Genomic DNA, 17541 nt, shown 5'->3' on the forward strand with positions numbered 1-17541 from the left:
CTCCTGAAAGGAAGGGGGGGCGTCGAATCGATTCATAGGAGCAAAAAACCGCGAAGGTCGCATTGACCCAGGTCAGCGGGCTCTGTTCACGGCTCAGGGCAGTTCGGGCCAGCCCGGCAGGCGAAACTCCTCCTGCAGGTGACGCAGCTCCGGCTGATGCAGCTCGGCGATGCTGCTGGCCAGCTCGGCACCGCGCGCCAGCAGGTGTACCTCGATGCGCCGCCGATCGCCGCGGCTCGGCCGACGTTCCACCAGCCCCAGTTGCTCGCAGCGATCCACCAGCGCCACGGTGCCGTGGTGCTTTGCCTGGAGCCGCTCGGCCAGTTCGCCGATGGAGGCCCACTCGCGCCCCGCGAAGCCCAGCAGGTGCAACAGCAGCTGGTACTGCAGCGGGGTCAGGCCGTGTTCGCGACAGATGTCATCGCTCTGGCGAAGGAAGCAGCGCAGCTGATAACGAAAGTGCGAAAGGCGCTGGAAGTCCTGCTTGGTGAGGGCGTCATCGCTCATGAAAAGTATCCGGCGTGTGTCTGGACCGCGTATCGCCCACCGCTTGACAGCAGGCAGGGCGAGGCCTAAAGGTTAAGTCACAATATCATATTATGATACTTATGCCCGCCGACGAGGAGACCTCCATGAACCCCCTGACCGTCATCAAGCTACCCTTTACCCGCCAGGCAGGCTGGAAGAGCCTGCAGCAACGCAAGCCTTCGATCCCGGTGCTTGCCTGGGGCCTGGTGCTGCCCATGTCGCTGCTGCCGCCGGTGCTGCTCTACTATGCCGGCACTCACTACGGTGATGGTTTCGTCATGGGCTTTGCCGACCGGGAGTGGCGCTTCATCACCACCATCCTGTTCCTGGCCGAGTTGCTCACCTTCTTCGTGATGGGCTGGCTGATTCACGCCGTGGTCAACGGCACGCGGGAACTGTCCATCGACTACCACGATGCCTACCTGCTGGCAGCCCTCGCACCGCTGCCGCTGTGGTCCTCGGCGATCGTGCTGCTGATCCCCAGCCTGCTGCTCAATACCCTGGCGGTACTGGTGGCCCTGGGTATCTCCTGCAGTCTGGTCTACCACGGTCTCCAGGCGCTCTGCGAACGCAGCGACAACGACGTCAACACCATGTCGGCGGCCTACACCATCATGGCGGCCGGGGTACTGGCCTGGGGCCTGTTGATGGCAATCGTCTGGGCCTATTGAGCCGCACCCTCCGGTGCAGCGCAGCATCGAGGGTCTGGCCTTGTCGGGAATGAACATGTAGTTTACATGCACCTTAAAAAAATCCCCCCGACATGGAGCCCCTCGATGCTGACTCAGGAGCAGGAACAGCTGATCGCCGCCACAGCCCCGGTAGTGGCCGAACATCTCGACGCCATCACCCAGCGCTTCTACCCGCTGCTGTTCGAGCGCTATCCGCAGGTAAAGCCGCTTTTCAACCAGGCACACCAGGCAGACGGCGGCCAGCCGCGGGCATTGGCCGGCGCCGTGCTGGCCTATGTGCAGTTGCGTCACGATCGCGAGAAGGTGCGCGAGACCCTGGCCACGGTGGTCGGCAAGCATGTCTCCCTGGACATCCGCCCCGAGCACTACCCCCTGGTCGGCGAATGCCTGATGGCGGCCATCGGCGAGGTGCTGGGTGACGCCGTGACGCCGGAGATCGCCGCCGCCTGGGAGGGCGTCTACGAGGAGCTGGCCGGACTGCTGATCGAGCTGGAGGCGCACCGCTACCGCGAGTTCGAGAGCCTGCCCGGCGGCTGGAGTGGCCCCCGCGAATTCCGGATCGCGACAACGCACCAGGAGAGCGCGGTGATCCGCTCCTTCGTGCTCGAGCCGGTGGACGGTGGCCCGGTCGCCGACCATGCGCCCGGCCAGTACATCGGCGTCAGGCTCACCATCGATGGCGAACCGGTCTATCGGCACTACAGCCTCTCGGACCTGCCCAACGGCGAGAGCTACCGGATCTCGGTGAAGCGCGAGCCCCAAGGGCGCGCCAGCCGTCACCTGCATGACGCCATGGGCGTCGGTGACACCCTCTCGCTGCTGCCACCGGCCGGCGAGTTGACCCTGCACGAGGGGGGCGAGCCGCTGCTGCTGGCAAGCGGCGGTGTCGGCCAGACCCCGCTGCTGCCCATGGCGCGCCAGGCGCTGGCCCAGGGTCGCCGGGTGGTCTACCTGCACGCCGCCCTGGATGCCGAGCATCACGCCTTCCGCGACGAGGTAACGGCCCTGGCCGAGGCGCACCCGGAGCGGCTGCGCTTGGTGACCGTCCATGAGAGCGGCTCAGCCGCCGATCATACCGGCCGCGTGAATCGCGACCTGCTGGCAAGCTACCTGCCCGAGGGCGGCCGCTGCTACTTTGTCGGCCCCCAGGGGTTCATGACCGCCGTTGACCGGGCCCTGGCCGAACTCGGCGTGCCCGCCGAACGCCGTCATTTCGAGCACTTCGGCCCCTCGCGTCCCCTCGACGCCGCCTGAGTCTCGACCGCTCCGCACGACAAGACGACGCCCCGGCCTGGCCGGGGCGTCGTCACTGCGTTTGTGGCGATCGGGATAGGTCTCAGCTGCCGCGTGCCAGCAGCATCGCCTTGATATGGTCGATGGCCCGCATCGGGTTGAGCCCCTTGGGACATACCCAGGTGCAGTTGGCAATCTGTCGGCAGCGGAACACGCTGAAGGGGTCGTCGAGCTCCGCCAGCCGCTCGTCGGTGACGGTATCACGGCTGTCGATCAGGAACCGATAGGCCTGGATGAGGCCGGCCGGACCGATGTACTTGTCGGGGTTCCACCACCAGGAGGGGCAGGCCGAGCTGCAGCAGGCGCACAGGATGCATTCGTAGAGGCCATCGAGCTTCTCGCGATCCGCCGGACTCTGGCGTCGCTCGATGGTGGTGGGTGGCTCGTCGTTGATCAGCCAGGGGCGGATCTTCTCGAACTGGCGGAAGAACAGCGTCTGGTCGACGACCAGATCACGGATCACCGGCATGCCCGGCAGCGGACGCAGGGTCAGGGTATCGCCGCTACCCAGCACCTCCGCCACCGGCGTGATACAGGCCAGGCCGTTCTTGCCGTTGATGTTCATGCCGTCGGAGCCGCATACCCCCTCGCGACACGAGCGCCGATAGGCCAGGGTGGCATCCTGCTGCTTCAGGTGTTCGAGCACGTCGAGCACCATCGCCTTGCGGAAACGCTCCTCGACTTCCAGGCTTTCCATCCGCGGCAGGTCGTCCCTCTCGGGGTGATAGCGATAGAGCCGTACCTTGATCATCACGCCCCCAGTTCGGCCTCGACTCGACTAAAAGATTTATTGTGAATACATCTTTCAGGCTAGCCCCGATGCCGCTGCCGTCAAGGGCGTGACCTCGGGACCACTACGGCACGCTGCATTACGTCCCACTCTCCGACCTGCGGGTCCAGCCCCAGTCGTCGAACAGCACATAGAGTGCCGGGATCACCAGCAGCACCAGCAGGGTGGAGCTGAGCAGGCCGAACACCACGGCGATGACCAGCGGCTTGATGGCATCCGCCTGACTGCTGGTCTCGGCCAGCAGCGGCGCGAGGCCTGCGATGGTGGTGGTGGAGGAGATCAGGATGGCCCGCAGCCGGTCGCGGCTGGCCTGCCCCGCGGCGGCCGCCGCGTCCATGCCTCGCTCGCGGTGCGTCTTGATGAAGTGGATCAGCAGGATCGCGTTGTTGACCACGATGCCGGCCAGCGAGGCGGCGCCGATCAGCGAGGGCATCGAGAGGTAGTAGCCCATGATCACGTGCCCCCAGATGGCGCCGATAAAGGCCAGCGGGATCGAGAGCATGACGATCAGCGGCTCCACATAGCTGCGGAACTGGAAGGAGAGAATCACGAAGATCCCTACCAGGCCGATCAGCAGGCCGCGGGCGATGGAGCCGCCGGTCTCGGCGGAGCTGGCCACCTGCCCCTCGAAGGTGACCGCCACCTCGGGATGGCGCGCCTCGAAGTCGGCCAGCCAGCCGCTGCCGACGAGGTCGTCGACGATGGCCTGGCCACTGGCCTGGCGGGCGTCCACGTTGGCCTCGACGGTGACGGTGCGCCGCCCGTCGATGCGGGTGATGCGCGCCCAGTCGCGGCGTTCGGCCACCTCGGTCACCACCGAGAGCGGCACCCGGCTGCCGTCGGGGAGCAGCAGGGTCTGGTCGGCCAGGTCATCGAGACCGTCGCGGTCGGCCTCGGCCTGACGCACCAGCACCTCGATCTCCTGCTCGCCGATGCGCTGGGTATCGGCGATCTCGCCGAGCAGGCCGGCACGCAGCTGGCTCGCCACCTCCTCGGCGCTGAGCCCCAGGCCATGGGCGCCCGAGGCCAGCGAGTAGGCGCGCTGGGGCTTGCCCAGGCGCTGGTCATCCATGACGTTGTAGACCGCCGAATAGCCCTCGAGGCGCGTGGCAAGCTCCCGTGCCGCCGCCTTCATGGCCGCGAGGTCCTCACCCGCCAGGCGCACCTCCACGGGCACCCCGGCGGGGCCGAACCCCGGTTCCTGGATGATCAGGCGCTGCACCCCCGGGATGTCACCGATCGCTTCCCGCCACTCGGCGGTCAGCGCATCCAGGGTCATGGTGCGCCGCTCGGCGGTGAGCAGGTCGACACTGACCGTGGCCACATGGGGCCCCGCCTCCCGGGCGCTGAGGTTGTGGTTGAAGCGCACCTGGATCGCCTCGACCAGCGCCGCGCCCTCCGGCTGCCCGGGCGAATGGCGTTCATCGAGCTCGCGCATCGCCGTCTCGATGCGCTCGGCCACCGCCTCGGTGCGCTCGAGTGGTGTGCCCTGGGGCATCAGGATGCGCGCCTCGAGCACATCGCCGTCGATGTCGGGCATCGCCTCGCTGCCGACATGGCCACCGGCCATGAAACCGACGGAGGCCAGCATCACGGCCAGCACCGCCCCCAGCACCAGATGGCGGAAGCGGATCGCCCGATCGGCCAGCCGCCCCACGCCTTCACGGAAGCGCTCGAAGCCGCGGTCGAAGGTGGTGCGAAAACGGGAATCATGGCCCTGCTGCAGGTGCGCCACGCTGCCCTTGAGACTTCCCTTGAGATGGTGTGGCAGGATCCAGAATGCCTCGACAAGGCTCGCCGCCAGCGCGGCGATCAGCACCACCGGCAGCACCTCCAGCACCGCCCCCAGCTCGCCGGCCAGGAAGGAGAGCGGCACGAACACCGCAGCAGTGGTCAGGAACGACGAGAGCACCCCGGGCAGTACCTGTCGAGTCCCCGCCACCACCGCCTCCAGTGGTGTGGCGCTCTCACCGGCGTGGGCGGCGATGTTGTCGGTGATCACGATGGCGTCGTCCATGACGATACCGATGGCCATCAGCAGCGCCACCAGGGTGATCATGTTCAGCGAGAGACCGGCAAGCCCCATGACCAGGAAGGCCCCCATGAAGGCCGCGGGCAGCCCAAGCACCGCCCACAGCGCCAGGCGCGGGCGGAAGAACAGGCTCATCACCAGCACCACCAGTGCCAGCCCCATGACACCGTTGCCCACCAGCATCTGCAGGCGATCGCGCACGATGCTGGTCATGTCCTGGGTCAGGGTCAGCGTGATGCCATCATCGAAGCGGCGGCGCTCTTCCTCGATCAGCCCCTCGAGGCGCTCCTTCACTGTCAGGGAGTCGTCGCGCAGGCTCTTGCTCACCTCCAGCACCAGCGCCGGTTCACCGTTGAAACGAAGCTTCTCCTCCTCGCGTTCACCGGCCTCGCTCAGGCTGGCGATGTCACCCAGGGTCAGCTCGCCGCCGGCCGGATCGGAGATCACCACCAGGCGCGAAAGCTCGGCAAGCGAGCGGCGCTGGTCGGTGAAGCGCAGCAGGAGTTCGCGCTCGGGGGTCTCCAGGGTGCCCAGCGGCAGGTCCAGGCTTTGAGCCGAGATCCGCCGCGCCAGCTCGCGGGCCGAGAGGCCGTGCTGGCCGAGCACCTCGCCGGGCACCTCCACCTGCCACTGGCGCTGGGACATGCCGTGGATCGCCACGTCCGCCACGCCGGGCAGCGCCATGATGCGCTCTTCCAGGCGCAGGGCGTACTCCTCAAGCTGGCCTGCGGGCATGTCGGCCGACACCGCGACCGCCGCCACCGCGTCACTGCGATGCATCTCGCGTACCACCGGCGGATCGGCACGCGCCGGCAGCTCGGTGATGGCGGAGACCTCGGTATCGATCTCGCCGAGAAAGCGCAGGGGATCGCCACCAGCCTGCATGGTGGCGGTGGCGCTGGCCAGGTTGTCCTGGGCCACACAGATGAACTCGTCGAGGAGCTCCACCCCCTTCACCGCCTCATGCAGGCGGCGGCAGATGGCATCCTCCACGTCGGCGGCGCTGGCCCCGCGGTAGACCACCTCGACGCTCACCTCCACCGGGCGGTAGTCGGGGAAGGTCTCGCGCTTGAGCGACGGGGCGGTGAAGAGGCCGGCGGCGAGCAGCAGTACCAACAGCAGGTTGGCGGCGGTGGGGTGGGCGGCGAACCAGCGGATCATGGTCGCGCTTCCTCATGTCCCTGGCCCAGCGCCTGCTCGGCGACTCGCGCCTCCAGGGCCTCGTCGCGACGCGGGTCGAGGGCCATCCCGGCGATCGCCGCGGGCAGGTCATCAACCACCAACTGCTCGCCGGGCCTGAGGCCGTCCGTGATCACCGCCAGGTTGCCTTGCTCGAAGGCCACGCTCACCGCGCGCCGTTCGAGGCGACCCTCGTTATCCACCAGCCACACCTCACCCTGATGCACCGCACTGGCCGGTATCACCAGGCGAGGCTCGGGGCTGGACGCGCTGAGCCGCGTGCGCACGTACATGTCGCGCTGCAGCGGCGGGTGATCCGGCGGCCGGGCATCGCGATAGGGGTGCTCGACCCGCACCACGGCACGCACGGTGCGGGTGGCGGGATCCAGGCCGCTGGCCACCCGTACCAGCGTCCCCGACCAGCCCACGCCCTCGGCGCCAGCCAGGAAGAGGTCGGCCTGCACCGCCGGGAAGTCCAGCCGCTCCGCAAGATCCAGCCCCTCGGCCAGGACCGGGGCCGCGTCGCTGGCTCCCGCCGGCATGGCTGCGGCCAGCAGGCGGCGCATCATGGCGATGGGTATATGGGCCTCCACCTCGGCAGCGGCCAGGCTCTCGGCTTGGAAAAGCCGCTGCCCGGTGCCGACGAACTGGTGCAACTCCACCTCGACATCGGCCAGGCGCAGATCGTAGGGAGCCTCGAAACGCGTATCGGCGAGGTCCTCCCGGGCCTGGGCCAGGCGCACCGCGGCCCGCTCGCGCTGCGCCTCGAGTACCTCGCGCCGCGTGGGCAGCAGTGCCAGGCTGTTCTCCAGCGAGGCGACCGCCTGACGCTGACCCAGGGTGCTGCGGCGCTGCTCGTCGCGTCGTGAGCTGGAGACTGAACCGCTGGCCGCCAGGCGCTCGATGCGTGTCAGCTCCTGCTCGGCCAGGGCAAGTGCCTGTTGCTCCAGCCCCAGTAGGCGACGGGTGTTCTTTTCCTCGGCCTCGAGCTGAGCCAGCTCGCCGGCCAGGCTGGCGAGCTCCGCCTCGGCCTCGGCGATGGCCAGCTCATAGCGGCTGGGATCCAGGGCCACCAGCAGGGTGCCCTCGGGGAGCAGGGTGCCGCTCTCCAGTTCCGGGTGACGCTCGACGACCCGCCCCGCCACGCTGGCTGTCGCCTGCCAGGTCTCGGCGGGGCGCGCCACGCCGTGGCCGCGCGCCTCCAGGCGCAGCTCCAGGGGACGAATCTCGACGAACCTGACCGGAGTGGCGGAGGCCGACGCCTCCTCCTCGCGCTCGGGGGACTGACGGTTGGCCACGAAGAAGACCAGCAGCGCCACACCCACGGCGACGCCGATCAGCACCGCCAAGCCCCGCCCCAGTCGCCGTGTCCAGGGTCTCATGCGTCACCTTCCGCATCCGCGCGAATGCCGTGTCGATAGAGATCGAAGGCCGCCGGCGCCCGGTCGACGATGCCTGCCACGTCGGCGGCGATCAGCGACTGCAGCACCAGCCCCTGGACGCAGCCGATGAACTGGGTCGCCGCCGCATCCAGGTCGAGCCCGGGACGCAGCTGTCCGCGCCTCCCGGCCTCCTCGAGCAGGCCCAGCAGGCGCCGCCGATAGCGCTCCATCAGCTCGCGCACCAGGCGACCGGCAGCGGTGGGCCGCGGGTGCTGCAGCTGCCCCATCAGCAGCCGTGGCACCCCCGGATGCTCGGCGATGAAGGCCACGTGGGCCAGGAACATCGCCTCCAGGGCAAGGAGGGGTTCCTCGACGCCTTCGGCGGCGGCGGTGACCCTCGCCATCACCCGTTCGGCGACCCAGGCCACCGCCGCCTCCCAGATGGCCTCCTTGCTGGCGAAGTGGCGAAACAGCGCCCCCTGGGTGACACCCATGCGTCGGGCGATGCGCCCGGTGGTCAGGGTGGCGGGCTCCTCTCGGCCGCAGAGCTCGATGACGGCCTCCACGGTGCGCTCCCGGCGCTCGTCGGCGGGGAGATGCTGACGCTGCGACATGCTCGAGCCTCTAAAGATAGTAATTGGTTACTATCCTAGGCGTGAACCCTCCTCTCTGCCAGGCGTGATTAGCATACTTCTGATCACGATCAAGTTAGCCGAGAAAGCGACTGAAAATCCGGACAACAAGAAACCGGATGACAATATAACTTATTGAAAATAAATGAATAGATTGAAAAAAGAGACTAACGTTAAGGGAAGCTCGTTCGGAGATCCGCCATGTCCCAGTCGCAATCGCCACACTACGGTCCCGCCACCCTGGCCATACATGGCCAGCAGCAACGCGATGCCTTCGGCAGCCCCCACATGCCGATCTACGACACCACCACCTTCGCCTTCCCGGATACCGCCGCCCTGCTGGAGGTAGCCGAAGGACGTCGGCGAGGCCCTCTCTACTCCCGCTATGGCCATAACCCCACGATATTTGCCCTTGAAGAGACACTGGCCGCGCTGGAGGGTGCCGAGGCGGCATGGGCCTTCTCGTCCGGCATGGCCGCCATCAGCACCCTGTTCCTGAGCCACGGCCGTCGCGGTATCGCCTGCCTGGGCGAGGTATATGGCGGCACCCTGGGCCTGCTCGAGCAGCAGCTTCCCGAACTGGGCATCGAGACACATTTCATGCTCGAGGGGTACGCCCCCGACGCCCTGGAAAGGCTGCTGGCGTCGGGCATCGGGCTGGTCTATCTGGAGACACCGACCAACCCGACACTGCGCCTGATCGACATCGCGGCAGTGGCCGAGCAGGCCCATCGCCACGGCGCCCTGGTGGCGGTGGACGGCACCTTCGCCACCCCGATCAACCAGCGGCCGCTGGCGCTAGGCGCCGACCTGGTGGTACACAGCGCCACCAAGTACCTGGGTGGACACAGTGACCTCACGGCCGGTGCCGTCATGGGGTCGGCCGAGTTGCTCGCCCCACTGTGGCGCTGGCGACAGAATCTGGGCAGCGTGCTATCTCCTCAGGTGGCGTCACTGCTGTCGCGCAGCCTGCGTACCCTGCCGCTGCGCATGCAACGCCACAACGCTTCGGCCCAGAGCCTCGCCGAGGCGCTGCGGGAACACCCCGCCATCGAGCGGGTTCTTTATCCCGGTCTTGACTCACACCCCGGTCATGCCCTGGCGCAGCGCCAGATGAGTGGCTTCGGCGGCATGCTCACCCTGGAGATTACCGGCGGGCGCGATGCCGCCACAGGCGTCGCCGACCGACTGGAACTCTTCACCCTGGCCCCCAGCCTCGGTGGCGCCGAAAGCCTGGTCACTCAGCCCTGTACCACCTCCCATGCAGAACTCACCGCCGAGGCGCGGCAACGGCGCGGCATCACCGACAGCATGTTGCGCCTATCGATCGGCCTGGAGGATGTCGAAGACCTGCTGAATGACCTGAAACGCGCCCTGGCTCCCCTCGAATCAGGCCGATGCTGAAGCGTCTTGCGCACGGCGCCGGTATCATCGACCGCGCCGCGGCCGAGCTCTTTCCGGGCTACTTCGCGGTGATCATGGCCACCGGCGCCACCTCCATCGCCTGCCATCTGCTGGGGCTGACGCTGGTATCCTGGGCACTGCTGGGCGCCAACCTGCTGGCTTATATTGCACTGTGGTTGCTGACCCTGATCCGCCTGGTGCGCTACCCCGAACGCCTGGCCGGCGACATGGTCGACCACGCCCGCGGGCCCGGCTTCTTCACCATCGTCGCCGGGACCTGCATCCTTGGCACCCAGTTTCATATCGTAGCCGACAGCGACGCCATCGCCGCCGAATTCTGGTGGGTGGGCCTGACGCTGTGGGGCCTCATCATGTACCTGTTCTTCATCGCCGTGACGACGCGTGCCGAGAAGCCCAACCTCACTTCAGGCATCAACGGTGCCTGGCTGCTGGCAGCGGTCAGCACCCACTCGGTATCGATTCTCACCGCGCTGCTGCCCTGGGAAGGACCGGCCGACCTGCGCCTGTTCTTTGCGCTGTGCATGTTCCTGATCGGTTGCATGCTCTATCTGGCGATCATCACCCTGATCTTCTATCGCCTCACTTTCCTCAAGGTGACGGTAGAGAACCTGACCCCGCCCTACTGGATCAACATGGGGGCGGTGGCGATCGCTACCCTCGCGGGTTCGACGCTGATCCTGCGGGCCGGCGAAGGTGGGATAATCGCCGACTTCCAGCCATTCCTGCTCGGGTTCACCGTGTTCTTCTGGGCCACCGCCAGCTGGTGGTTTCCCCTGCTGGTGGGACTGATGCTCTGGCGTCACTTGATCCACCGCCATCGCATCGCCTATGAGCCCCAACTGTGGAGCATGGTCTTCCCGCTGGCCATGTACACCACCGGCACCCTGCGCCTCTCGGCGGCTCTCGACACGCCCTTCCTGGTGCGCATTCCCGAACTGCTGATCTGGCTGGTACTGCTTGCCTGGGGCGTCACCAGTGCGGGAATGTTCCACCATCTCTGGCGGCTGGCCCGGGCGTCACGGGCCTGAGACCTACTTGAGCCCCAGCCGCCTGGCCAGCTTGTGCAGGTTGCTGGGATCGAGCTCCAGGCGCCGAGCGGCCGCCGCCCAGCGACCGTTGCAGGCCGCCAGGGCGTCACGGATCGCCCGTCGCTGGGCCCACTCCACGCACTCACGCAGGCTCGCTGCGCCACCCTCATCGGCGTACTCCATCTGCGGGGTGCGGCTCCCTTTCCCTTCGGGGACGGGCAGGTCGAGCCAGGCCGGCGCCAGGGTGATGATCTCGTCGCGACGTGCACCCTGGCTCAAGGCCTTGATCGCCGCGCGGCTGATTACATGCTCCAGTTCACGAACGTTGCCCGGCCAGGCGTAGGCCAGCAGCGCCTCCTCGGCCGCGGGGGAGAGACGCAGGCTGCGCACGCCGAGTCGGGTACGGTTGATCTCCAGGAAGTGGCCGGCCAGCACCAGCACGTCACTGCCCCGCTCGCGCAGCGGCGGGATGACCACCGGGTAGACCGACAGGCGGTGGTAGAGGTCGGCACGAAAGCTGCCCTCGCGCACCGCCTCGGCCAGCTGCCGGTTGGTGGCGGCGATGATGCGCACGTCGACACGCCGCGGGACATCCTCGCCCAGGCGCTGCACCTCGCCCTCCTGCAGGGCGCGCAACAGCTTGGCCTGGACCGGCAGCGACAGCTCGCCTACCTCGTCGAGCAGCAGGGTGCCACCGTCGGCGGCCTCGAACCGCCCCGCGCGCTCGGCGATGGCGCCGGAGAAGGCCCCCTTCACATGACCGAACAGCTCGCTCTCGGCCAGGGACTCCGGCAGGGCGGCGCAGTTGACCTGCACCAGCGGCGCGGCGTGGCGGGCGGAGCGACGATGGAGACGGCGGGCGAAGAGCTCCTTGCCCACCCCGGTCTCGCCGCTGAGCAGCACCGGCAGGTCCGATGCGGCCACCACATCGAGCTCACGCAGCAGCCGCTGGAGTTCCGCACTGTGGCCGAGGATATCGCGCGCCTCGGGGGCCGCCAGCGGCAGGCCGCTCTCCTGCTGGGACATGCGCAGGGCCCGCAGGTCACGCTCCAGGCGGCTGACCCGCACCGCCGCCTCGACCAGCAGCGCATAGCGCTCCAGGGCCGCCCGGTCGGTGGCATCGAAGGTCCCCGCTTCGAGCGCATCCAGGGTCAGAGCTCCCCAGGGTTCGCCCTCCACGTGCAGGCTGATACCCATGCAGTCGTGGACATGCAGCGGCTGTCCGGGCTGCTGCTCCACCAGCCCATCATAGGGATCGGGCAGGTCGGCATCGGGCGGGAAGAGGGTCGTGCGCCGACTGGTGAGGATAGTGGCCAGGCGTGGATGCTGGGCCACCTCGAAGCGCCGTCCCAGCGCCTCGCGCACCAGGCCGTCTACGGCCAGCGGAACCAGGGCGCCCTCCTCCAGGCGCAGCAGGCAGACGGCGCCGCAGCGAAAACCTTCGCGCAGGGTCCGCACCAGGCGCTGCAGGCGCACCGCGCTGGGCAGGTCGGCGACCAGGTCAGCCAGCAGGGTCTCGTCGAGCATGGTGATATTCACCTTGAAGGGTTCAATCTACCCTAAACGATCCGGGTATTTTTCACCAGAATGGCCTCGATACCCGGCAAAACAGGCCGTCAGGAACTGGCATGCCACTTGCTTGTGATGAGGTACCACCCTTTTCTGCCATCATCCGACCAAGGAGCTCCTGCCATGAGCCTGATCGAACAGACCGTCGGCCGCACCGCCCTCACCCTGCCCGGCGCCACCCGGGTGTTCCGCGACCACAATATCGACTTCTGCTGCGGCGGCCGCATCAGCCTGCGCGAGGCCGCCGAGCGCGTCGGCCTCGCCCCCCAGGCGCTAATCGACGAGCTCGAGGCGCTGCCCGCCGGCGCAAGCGACGAACGCGACTGGCAGTCCGCCAGCAACGACGAGCTCATCGACCATATCCTGACCCGCTACCACGATGTCCACCGTCAGCAGCTGCCCGAACTGGTGCGCATGGCGCGTCGCGTCGAGCAGGTCCACGGCGAGCGTGACACCTGCCCCAACGGCCTGGCCGACCTGCTCACCACGATCTACCAGGAGATGGAGAGCCACATGCAGAAGGAGGAGCAGATCCTCTTTCCGATGCTGCGCCGGGGCATGGGCGCCCAGGCCCAGGGACCCATCGCGGTAATGCGCCACGAGCACGACGACCACGGCGAACACCTCGAACAGCTGGCGGCGCTGACCGACGACATCACTCCGCCCAAGGGCGCCTGCACCACCTGGCGTGCCCTCTATACCGGGCTGCGCGAGTTCCGCGACGACCTGATGCAGCACATCCATCTGGAGAACAACCTGCTGTTCGAACGCGCCGGCTGAATCCAGTTCGGCGCCCAATCATGACGCACCGTCGCCCGACGGTGCGTCAGGGAGGCCACCATGAAAGCCATCATTCTGGAGCGCCTGCATGCCGACCACCATCGCTACGCGGCGCTGCTCTGCATCCTCGACCGCCAGCTGCATATCGCCGCCTGCGAGGAGGTCCCCGACTATCGACTGCTGGCCAGGCTCTGCCACTACCTGACCCACCAGCCCGAGGAGTGGCACCATCCGGTGGAGGAGGCCCTCTTCGCCCGCCTCACCGGCTGCCATGCACAGAGCGTTGAGCTGCTCGCGGTGCTCTCCGAGGAGCACCGGCGGATCACCCGCGATGGAAACGAGCTCGAGGCGACCTTCCGCCGCCAGGCGAATGAGATGCCCGAGGCCGAGCTCGATCCCGGCCAACTCAACCTGGCTCGCGGCTTCAGTGAGCTCTATCACCATCACCTGCACAGCGAGAACCGGCATATCTACCCGCTGATCGAGCGCTGCCTGCAGGCCGCTGAACTGGATGAGCTGGCGCCCTCTCTTTCGCTGGCCAGTCCCTCCGAGGGCAGCCCCAGCTTCCAGCTGCTGTACCGGCAGATCGCTGACCACCGCACGGGACTGCGTCTGGGTCACGGCGAGCAGGCCGACTTTTGTCCGCTCTGCGACGCCAGAGCCGACTACGCCTCCTTATGACCCGCGTCAAAAGGCCAGGCGGGATAGTCGACTAGCATGGTCGGGATTCCCACGACAGGAGGCTCACCATGGAGCTCGTCTGCCCCGCCGGCAACCTGCCTGCCCTTAAGCGCGCCGTGGATGAAGGGGCCGATGCCGTCTACTTCGGCTTTCAGAACACCACCAACGCCCGCCAGTTCGCCGGCCTCAACTTCACCGACAAGCGCGCCAGGGAGGGCATCGACTACGCCCACGCCCGCGGCAAGCGGGTCTTCTGCGCCATCAACACCTACCCTCAGCCGGATGGCTGGGCCATGTGGACCCGCGCCGTGGACCAGGCCGCCGACCTCGGCGTCGATGCCCTGATCATGGCCGACATGGGGCTGCTCGACTACGCCGCCCGCCGCCACCCCGACCTCGCCCGCCATCTCTCGGTACAGGGCTCGGCCACCAGCCACGAGGCGCTGCGCTTCTATCACGACCAGTTCGGCATCAAGCGCGCCGTGCTGCCCCGGGTGCTCTCCATCACCCAGGTGCGCGACCTGGCCAAGCAGAGCCCCGTGGAGCTGGAGGTATTCGCCTTCGGCAGCCTGTGCATCATGGCCGAGGGGCGCTGCTACCTGTCGTCGTATCTCACCGGTGAATCGCCCAACACCCGCGGCGTCTGCTCGCCGGCGGCCCATGTGCGCTGGGAGGAAACCCCGGAGGGCCTGGAGTCGCGCCTCAACGGCGTGCTGATCGACCGCTACGGCGAGGGCGAGAACGCCGGCTATCCCACCCTGTGCAAGGGGCGCTTCGAGGTGGGCGGCGAGACCTACCACGCCATCGAGGAGCCCACCAGCCTGAACACCCTGGAGCTGTTGCCGGAGCTCAAGGAACTGGGCATCGCGGCCGTCAAGATCGAGGGGCGCCAGCGCAGCCCGGCCTATGTATCAAAGGTCGCCGGCATCTGGCGCCAGGCCCTGGATCGCCTGGAGCGCGCCCCGGGCCGCTTCCATACCGAACCCGCCTGGATGACCGGCCTCGGCGAGGTCTCAGAAGGCAGCACCACCACCTTGGGCGCCTACGAGCGCCGCTGGAAATAGGAGAGAGCCCATGTCCGCTACCCCCACGCTCCAGCTGTCGCTCGGCCCGGTACTCTTCTACTGGACCCGCGAGCACTACGCCGACTTCTATCGCGAGGCCGCCGACTGGCCGGTGGAGATTGTCCACCTGGGCGAGTCGGTCTGCTCGCGGCGTCGTGACATGAAGCTCGACGACTGGCTTGGCATCGGCCGCGAGCTGACCCAGAGCGGCAAGCAGGTGGTGCTCTCGAGCCAGACCCTGATCGAGTCTGAGGCCGACCTGCGCGACCTGCGCAAGCTGTGCGACAACGACGAGTTCCTGGTCGAGGCCAATGACCAGAGCGCCCTGCAACGCCTTTCGGCGGCGGGCCAGCCCTTCGTGGCCGGTGCCGCGCTGAACCTCTACAACCCGGCCACCCTTGCCGTGCTCTCCCGCGCCGGTATGCAGCGCTGGCAGGCGCCGGTGGAGATGTCTCGGGACGACCTCGCCCGCCTGCTGGAGGACTGCCGCGAACAGGGGATCGAGGCCCCCTGCGAGGTGTTTGCCTACGGCCACCTGCCGCTGGCCTGGTCATCGCGCTGCTTCACCGCGCGGCGCTACCAGAAACCCAAGGACCGCTGCCAGTTCGTCTGCCAGAAGCACCCGGAGGGCCTGGCCCTGCGCTCCCAGGAGTCCCAGCAGGTATTCACCCTGAACGGCATCCAGACCCTCTCGGGGGCCTGCCAGGACCTGCGCCACGAGGTGCCGGACATGGCCGGGATGGGCGTCGGCGTGGCACGCCTGAGCCCGCGCCCCGAGGGCATGGCGGAGGTGGTCGCGGCCTTCGATGCCGCCCGCCGCGGCAAGTTGCCCACCCCCGACCCTCTCAGCCTGGTCGATGTCGAGATCTGCGATGGCTACTGGCACGGCCGTCCCGGCATGGACCACAGCCGAGCCGCCAGCCTGGGGTGAGCGCCATGGTGATCCCCCTGGCCCCCGAGCCCGGTGCCGTGATCCGTCTGCCCATTGCCGGCTTCGACGCCCGGGACGACCTCGCCTTCCCGGGGCGTCGGGCGGCGGTGGTCTACCTGCAGGGCTGTCCGCTGGCGTGCGGCTACTGCGAGACGGCGAGCAGCATGGGGCCGGCCCGCCGCGCCGCCCCGGGGGAGTGGCCGGCCATGGAGGCGCTGCTCGCCACCCGGCTGGATGAGCTCGATGCCGTGGTCTTCAGCGGCGGCGAGCCCACCCTGCATCCTGATCTGCCCGCCGCCGCCGACGCCTGCCGGTCACTCGGCCTGGCGGTGGGGCTGCACACCGCCGGCCCCTACCCGGAGCGCCTGGAGCGGCTGCTGCCGCGGCTCGACTGGGTGGCCCTGGACACCAAGGGGCGCGGCGCCGACTTCGACCGCGTCAGTGGGCGAACCGGCATCTGGCGCCAGCACGCCCTGAGCCTCTCGCTGCTGCTGGAGGCCGGGGTGCCCTTCGAGTGTCGCACCACGCTGCACTGGCGCGACTTCAGCCTCGACGATCTCGAGCGGTTGGCCATGACCCTGTCCGACTGCGGCGTGCGCCGCTACGCCATCCAGCTCGCCCGCCTGGAGCGCTGCCTGGATCCCGCCTACCGCGACCCCGTCGAGGACGCCCCACCCCGGGAGGCGCTGGAGACCCTGGTCAGGCGGCTTAGGCACCACTTCGACGCCGTCGAGCTGCGGGGCTGACGCGAAACATCAAGGCGAGCCATCATGTATCTGACGCTGGTCGATCTGCTGCTGGCCACCAGCATCATTCAGTCGCTGGGTCTGGCTGCCTTCCTGCTGTTGCCCGAGACGTTCCGGCTGACCAGCAACCGCCTGCTGGCGGCCAGCGTCCTGGCATTCGCGGCCAGTCTGAGCGAGGTTTTCCTTTATTCCACCGGCCTGGCTATTCAGCACCCTAACCTGGCCTATCTGGGCAGCCTGATCGGTCTGCTCCAGGCAAGCCTGCTCTACCTCTACGCCCAATCGCTGATGTATCGTGACTTTCGCCTGCTGCCCCGGCACGCCCTGCACACCCTACTGTTCTGGGTCGTATCGGCGATCTTCCTGGTGGAATACTACCTGCAGTCCGGCGAGGTGAAGCTGCAGATCCTGCAGAGTCGCGACCATCCAAGCGTACTCACCTCTCCCCTGCTGGCTGCCGTCATCCACCTGGTCTTCCTGGGCTATCTCTGGGCCACCATTCGCGCCCTCGGCCGGTTTGGTACCACGCTACGCCGGCTCTTCTCCAATCTGGAGAACAAGCAGCTGGCCTGGCTACGCACGCTGCTAATCGGCTATGCCTGTGTCTGGACCCTCAGCCTGTTCTACTGTCTCTCCGCCCATGTCTTCAAGAGCAGCGCCAGGTAACCGGTCATTCCAGGACGTGCCGATTTCCGCTTGCCTTACACGTCGCGTAGTGGCTGGATCAGCGCTACCCCGACCTTCCATTGCCGGTTGCCTTCTGACTGCACGAGAACAGTCTTGCGGTTG

Annotated in this window: 16 protein-coding genes; 10 read left to right on the forward strand and 6 right to left on the reverse strand. The window is 67.8% G+C overall.

The genetic code is table 11. The annotated features are described in order from the left end of the window. Positions 1-93: 93 nt before the first annotated feature. A complete protein-coding gene (locus tag LWH48_RS06095; protein WP_232911860.1) occupies positions 94-507 on the reverse strand; it encodes a MarR family transcriptional regulator in 414 nt (137 codons plus the stop codon). A 125-nt stretch (positions 508-632) separates the two neighbouring features. Here LWH48_RS06095 and LWH48_RS06100 point away from each other — a divergent pair, with 125 nt between their 5' ends. After that, positions 633-1199 (forward strand): YIP1 family protein, encoded by a 567-nt coding sequence (locus LWH48_RS06100; protein ID WP_232911861.1) that lies wholly within the window; start codon positions 633-635, stop codon positions 1197-1199. Positions 1200-1304: 105 nt separating this feature from the next. Then, positions 1305-2474, forward strand: coding sequence for an NO-inducible flavohemoprotein (gene hmpA, locus LWH48_RS06105; RefSeq protein WP_232911862.1), 1170 nt, complete (start codon positions 1305-1307; stop codon positions 2472-2474). Between the two features lie 82 nt (positions 2475-2556). Here the strand turns inward: hmpA and LWH48_RS06110 are convergent, their stop codons facing one another. The 4 genes from LWH48_RS06110 to LWH48_RS06125 form a co-directional block, all read right to left on the reverse strand. Then, positions 2557-3261 (reverse strand): succinate dehydrogenase iron-sulfur subunit, encoded by a 705-nt coding sequence (locus LWH48_RS06110; protein WP_332875616.1) that lies wholly within the window; start codon positions 3259-3261, stop codon positions 2557-2559. A 121-nt stretch (positions 3262-3382) separates the two neighbouring features. Beyond that, positions 3383-6496, reverse strand: coding sequence for an efflux RND transporter permease subunit (locus LWH48_RS06115; protein ID WP_232911864.1), 3114 nt, complete (start codon positions 6494-6496; stop codon positions 3383-3385). Continuing rightward, positions 6493-7896 carry an efflux RND transporter periplasmic adaptor subunit gene (locus LWH48_RS06120; RefSeq protein ID WP_232911865.1) on the reverse strand — a complete coding sequence of 468 codons (1404 nt, stop codon included), beginning with the start codon at positions 7894-7896 and terminating at the stop codon, positions 6493-6495. The genes LWH48_RS06115 and LWH48_RS06120 overlap by 4 nt, the downstream gene beginning before the upstream one ends. Continuing rightward, positions 7893-8510, reverse strand: a complete 618-nt coding sequence (locus LWH48_RS06125) for a TetR/AcrR family transcriptional regulator (RefSeq protein ID WP_232911866.1) — start codon at positions 8508-8510, stop codon at positions 7893-7895. The genes LWH48_RS06120 and LWH48_RS06125 overlap by 4 nt, the downstream gene beginning before the upstream one ends. 219 nt (positions 8511-8729) lie before the next feature. Between LWH48_RS06125 and LWH48_RS06130 the strand changes: the two genes are divergently transcribed. Both LWH48_RS06130 and LWH48_RS06135 read left to right on the forward strand, forming a co-directional pair. Further along, the gene (locus LWH48_RS06130; RefSeq protein WP_232911867.1) at positions 8730-9932 is read left to right on the forward strand and encodes a trans-sulfuration enzyme family protein; all 1203 of its coding nucleotides are present in this window, start codon (positions 8730-8732) and stop codon (positions 9930-9932) included. Beyond that, entirely contained in the window at positions 9926-10981 is a 1056-nt protein-coding gene (locus tag LWH48_RS06135; protein WP_232911868.1) for a tellurite resistance/C4-dicarboxylate transporter family protein, read from the forward strand. Before LWH48_RS06130 ends, LWH48_RS06135 begins: the two co-directional genes overlap by 7 nt. A gap of 3 nt (positions 10982-10984) precedes the next feature. Here LWH48_RS06135 and norR read toward each other — a convergent pair whose 3' ends face one another. After that, entirely contained in the window at positions 10985-12508 is a 1524-nt protein-coding gene (gene norR / locus LWH48_RS06140; protein WP_232911869.1) for a nitric oxide reductase transcriptional regulator NorR, read from the reverse strand. Positions 12509-12673: 165 nt separating this feature from the next. Between norR and ytfE the strand changes: the two genes are divergently transcribed. The 6 genes from ytfE (at position 12674) to LWH48_RS06170 (ending at position 17418) form a co-directional block, all read left to right on the forward strand. Beyond that, positions 12674-13330 (forward strand): iron-sulfur cluster repair protein YtfE, encoded by a 657-nt coding sequence (gene ytfE, locus LWH48_RS06145; RefSeq protein ID WP_232911870.1) that lies wholly within the window; start codon positions 12674-12676, stop codon positions 13328-13330. 60 nt (positions 13331-13390) lie between these two features. Further along, on the forward strand, positions 13391-14011 hold the full coding sequence (locus LWH48_RS06150) for a hemerythrin domain-containing protein (RefSeq protein WP_232911871.1): 621 nt from the start codon (positions 13391-13393) through the stop codon (positions 14009-14011). Between the two features lie 68 nt (positions 14012-14079). Continuing rightward, positions 14080-15075: a ubiquinone anaerobic biosynthesis protein UbiU gene (gene ubiU, locus LWH48_RS06155; RefSeq protein ID WP_023004293.1), complete on the forward strand. Its 996-nt coding sequence runs from the start codon at positions 14080-14082 to the stop codon at positions 15073-15075. Between the two features lie 10 nt (positions 15076-15085). Further along, positions 15086-16006, forward strand: coding sequence for a U32 family peptidase (locus LWH48_RS06160; protein WP_232911872.1), 921 nt, complete (start codon positions 15086-15088; stop codon positions 16004-16006). Between the two features lie 5 nt (positions 16007-16011). Next, on the forward strand, positions 16012-16752 hold the full coding sequence (locus LWH48_RS06165) for an anaerobic ribonucleoside-triphosphate reductase activating protein (RefSeq protein WP_232911873.1): 741 nt from the start codon (positions 16012-16014) through the stop codon (positions 16750-16752). Between the two features lie 24 nt (positions 16753-16776). Beyond that, the gene (locus tag LWH48_RS06170) at positions 16777-17418 is read left to right on the forward strand and encodes a hypothetical protein (protein ID WP_232911874.1); all 642 of its coding nucleotides are present in this window, start codon (positions 16777-16779) and stop codon (positions 17416-17418) included. The last annotated feature ends 123 nt before the right edge of the window (positions 17419-17541 follow it).

The organism is Halomonas sp. G15 (assembly GCF_021282295.1).
Lineage (GTDB): Bacteria > Pseudomonadota > Gammaproteobacteria > Pseudomonadales > Halomonadaceae > Halomonas > Halomonas alimentaria.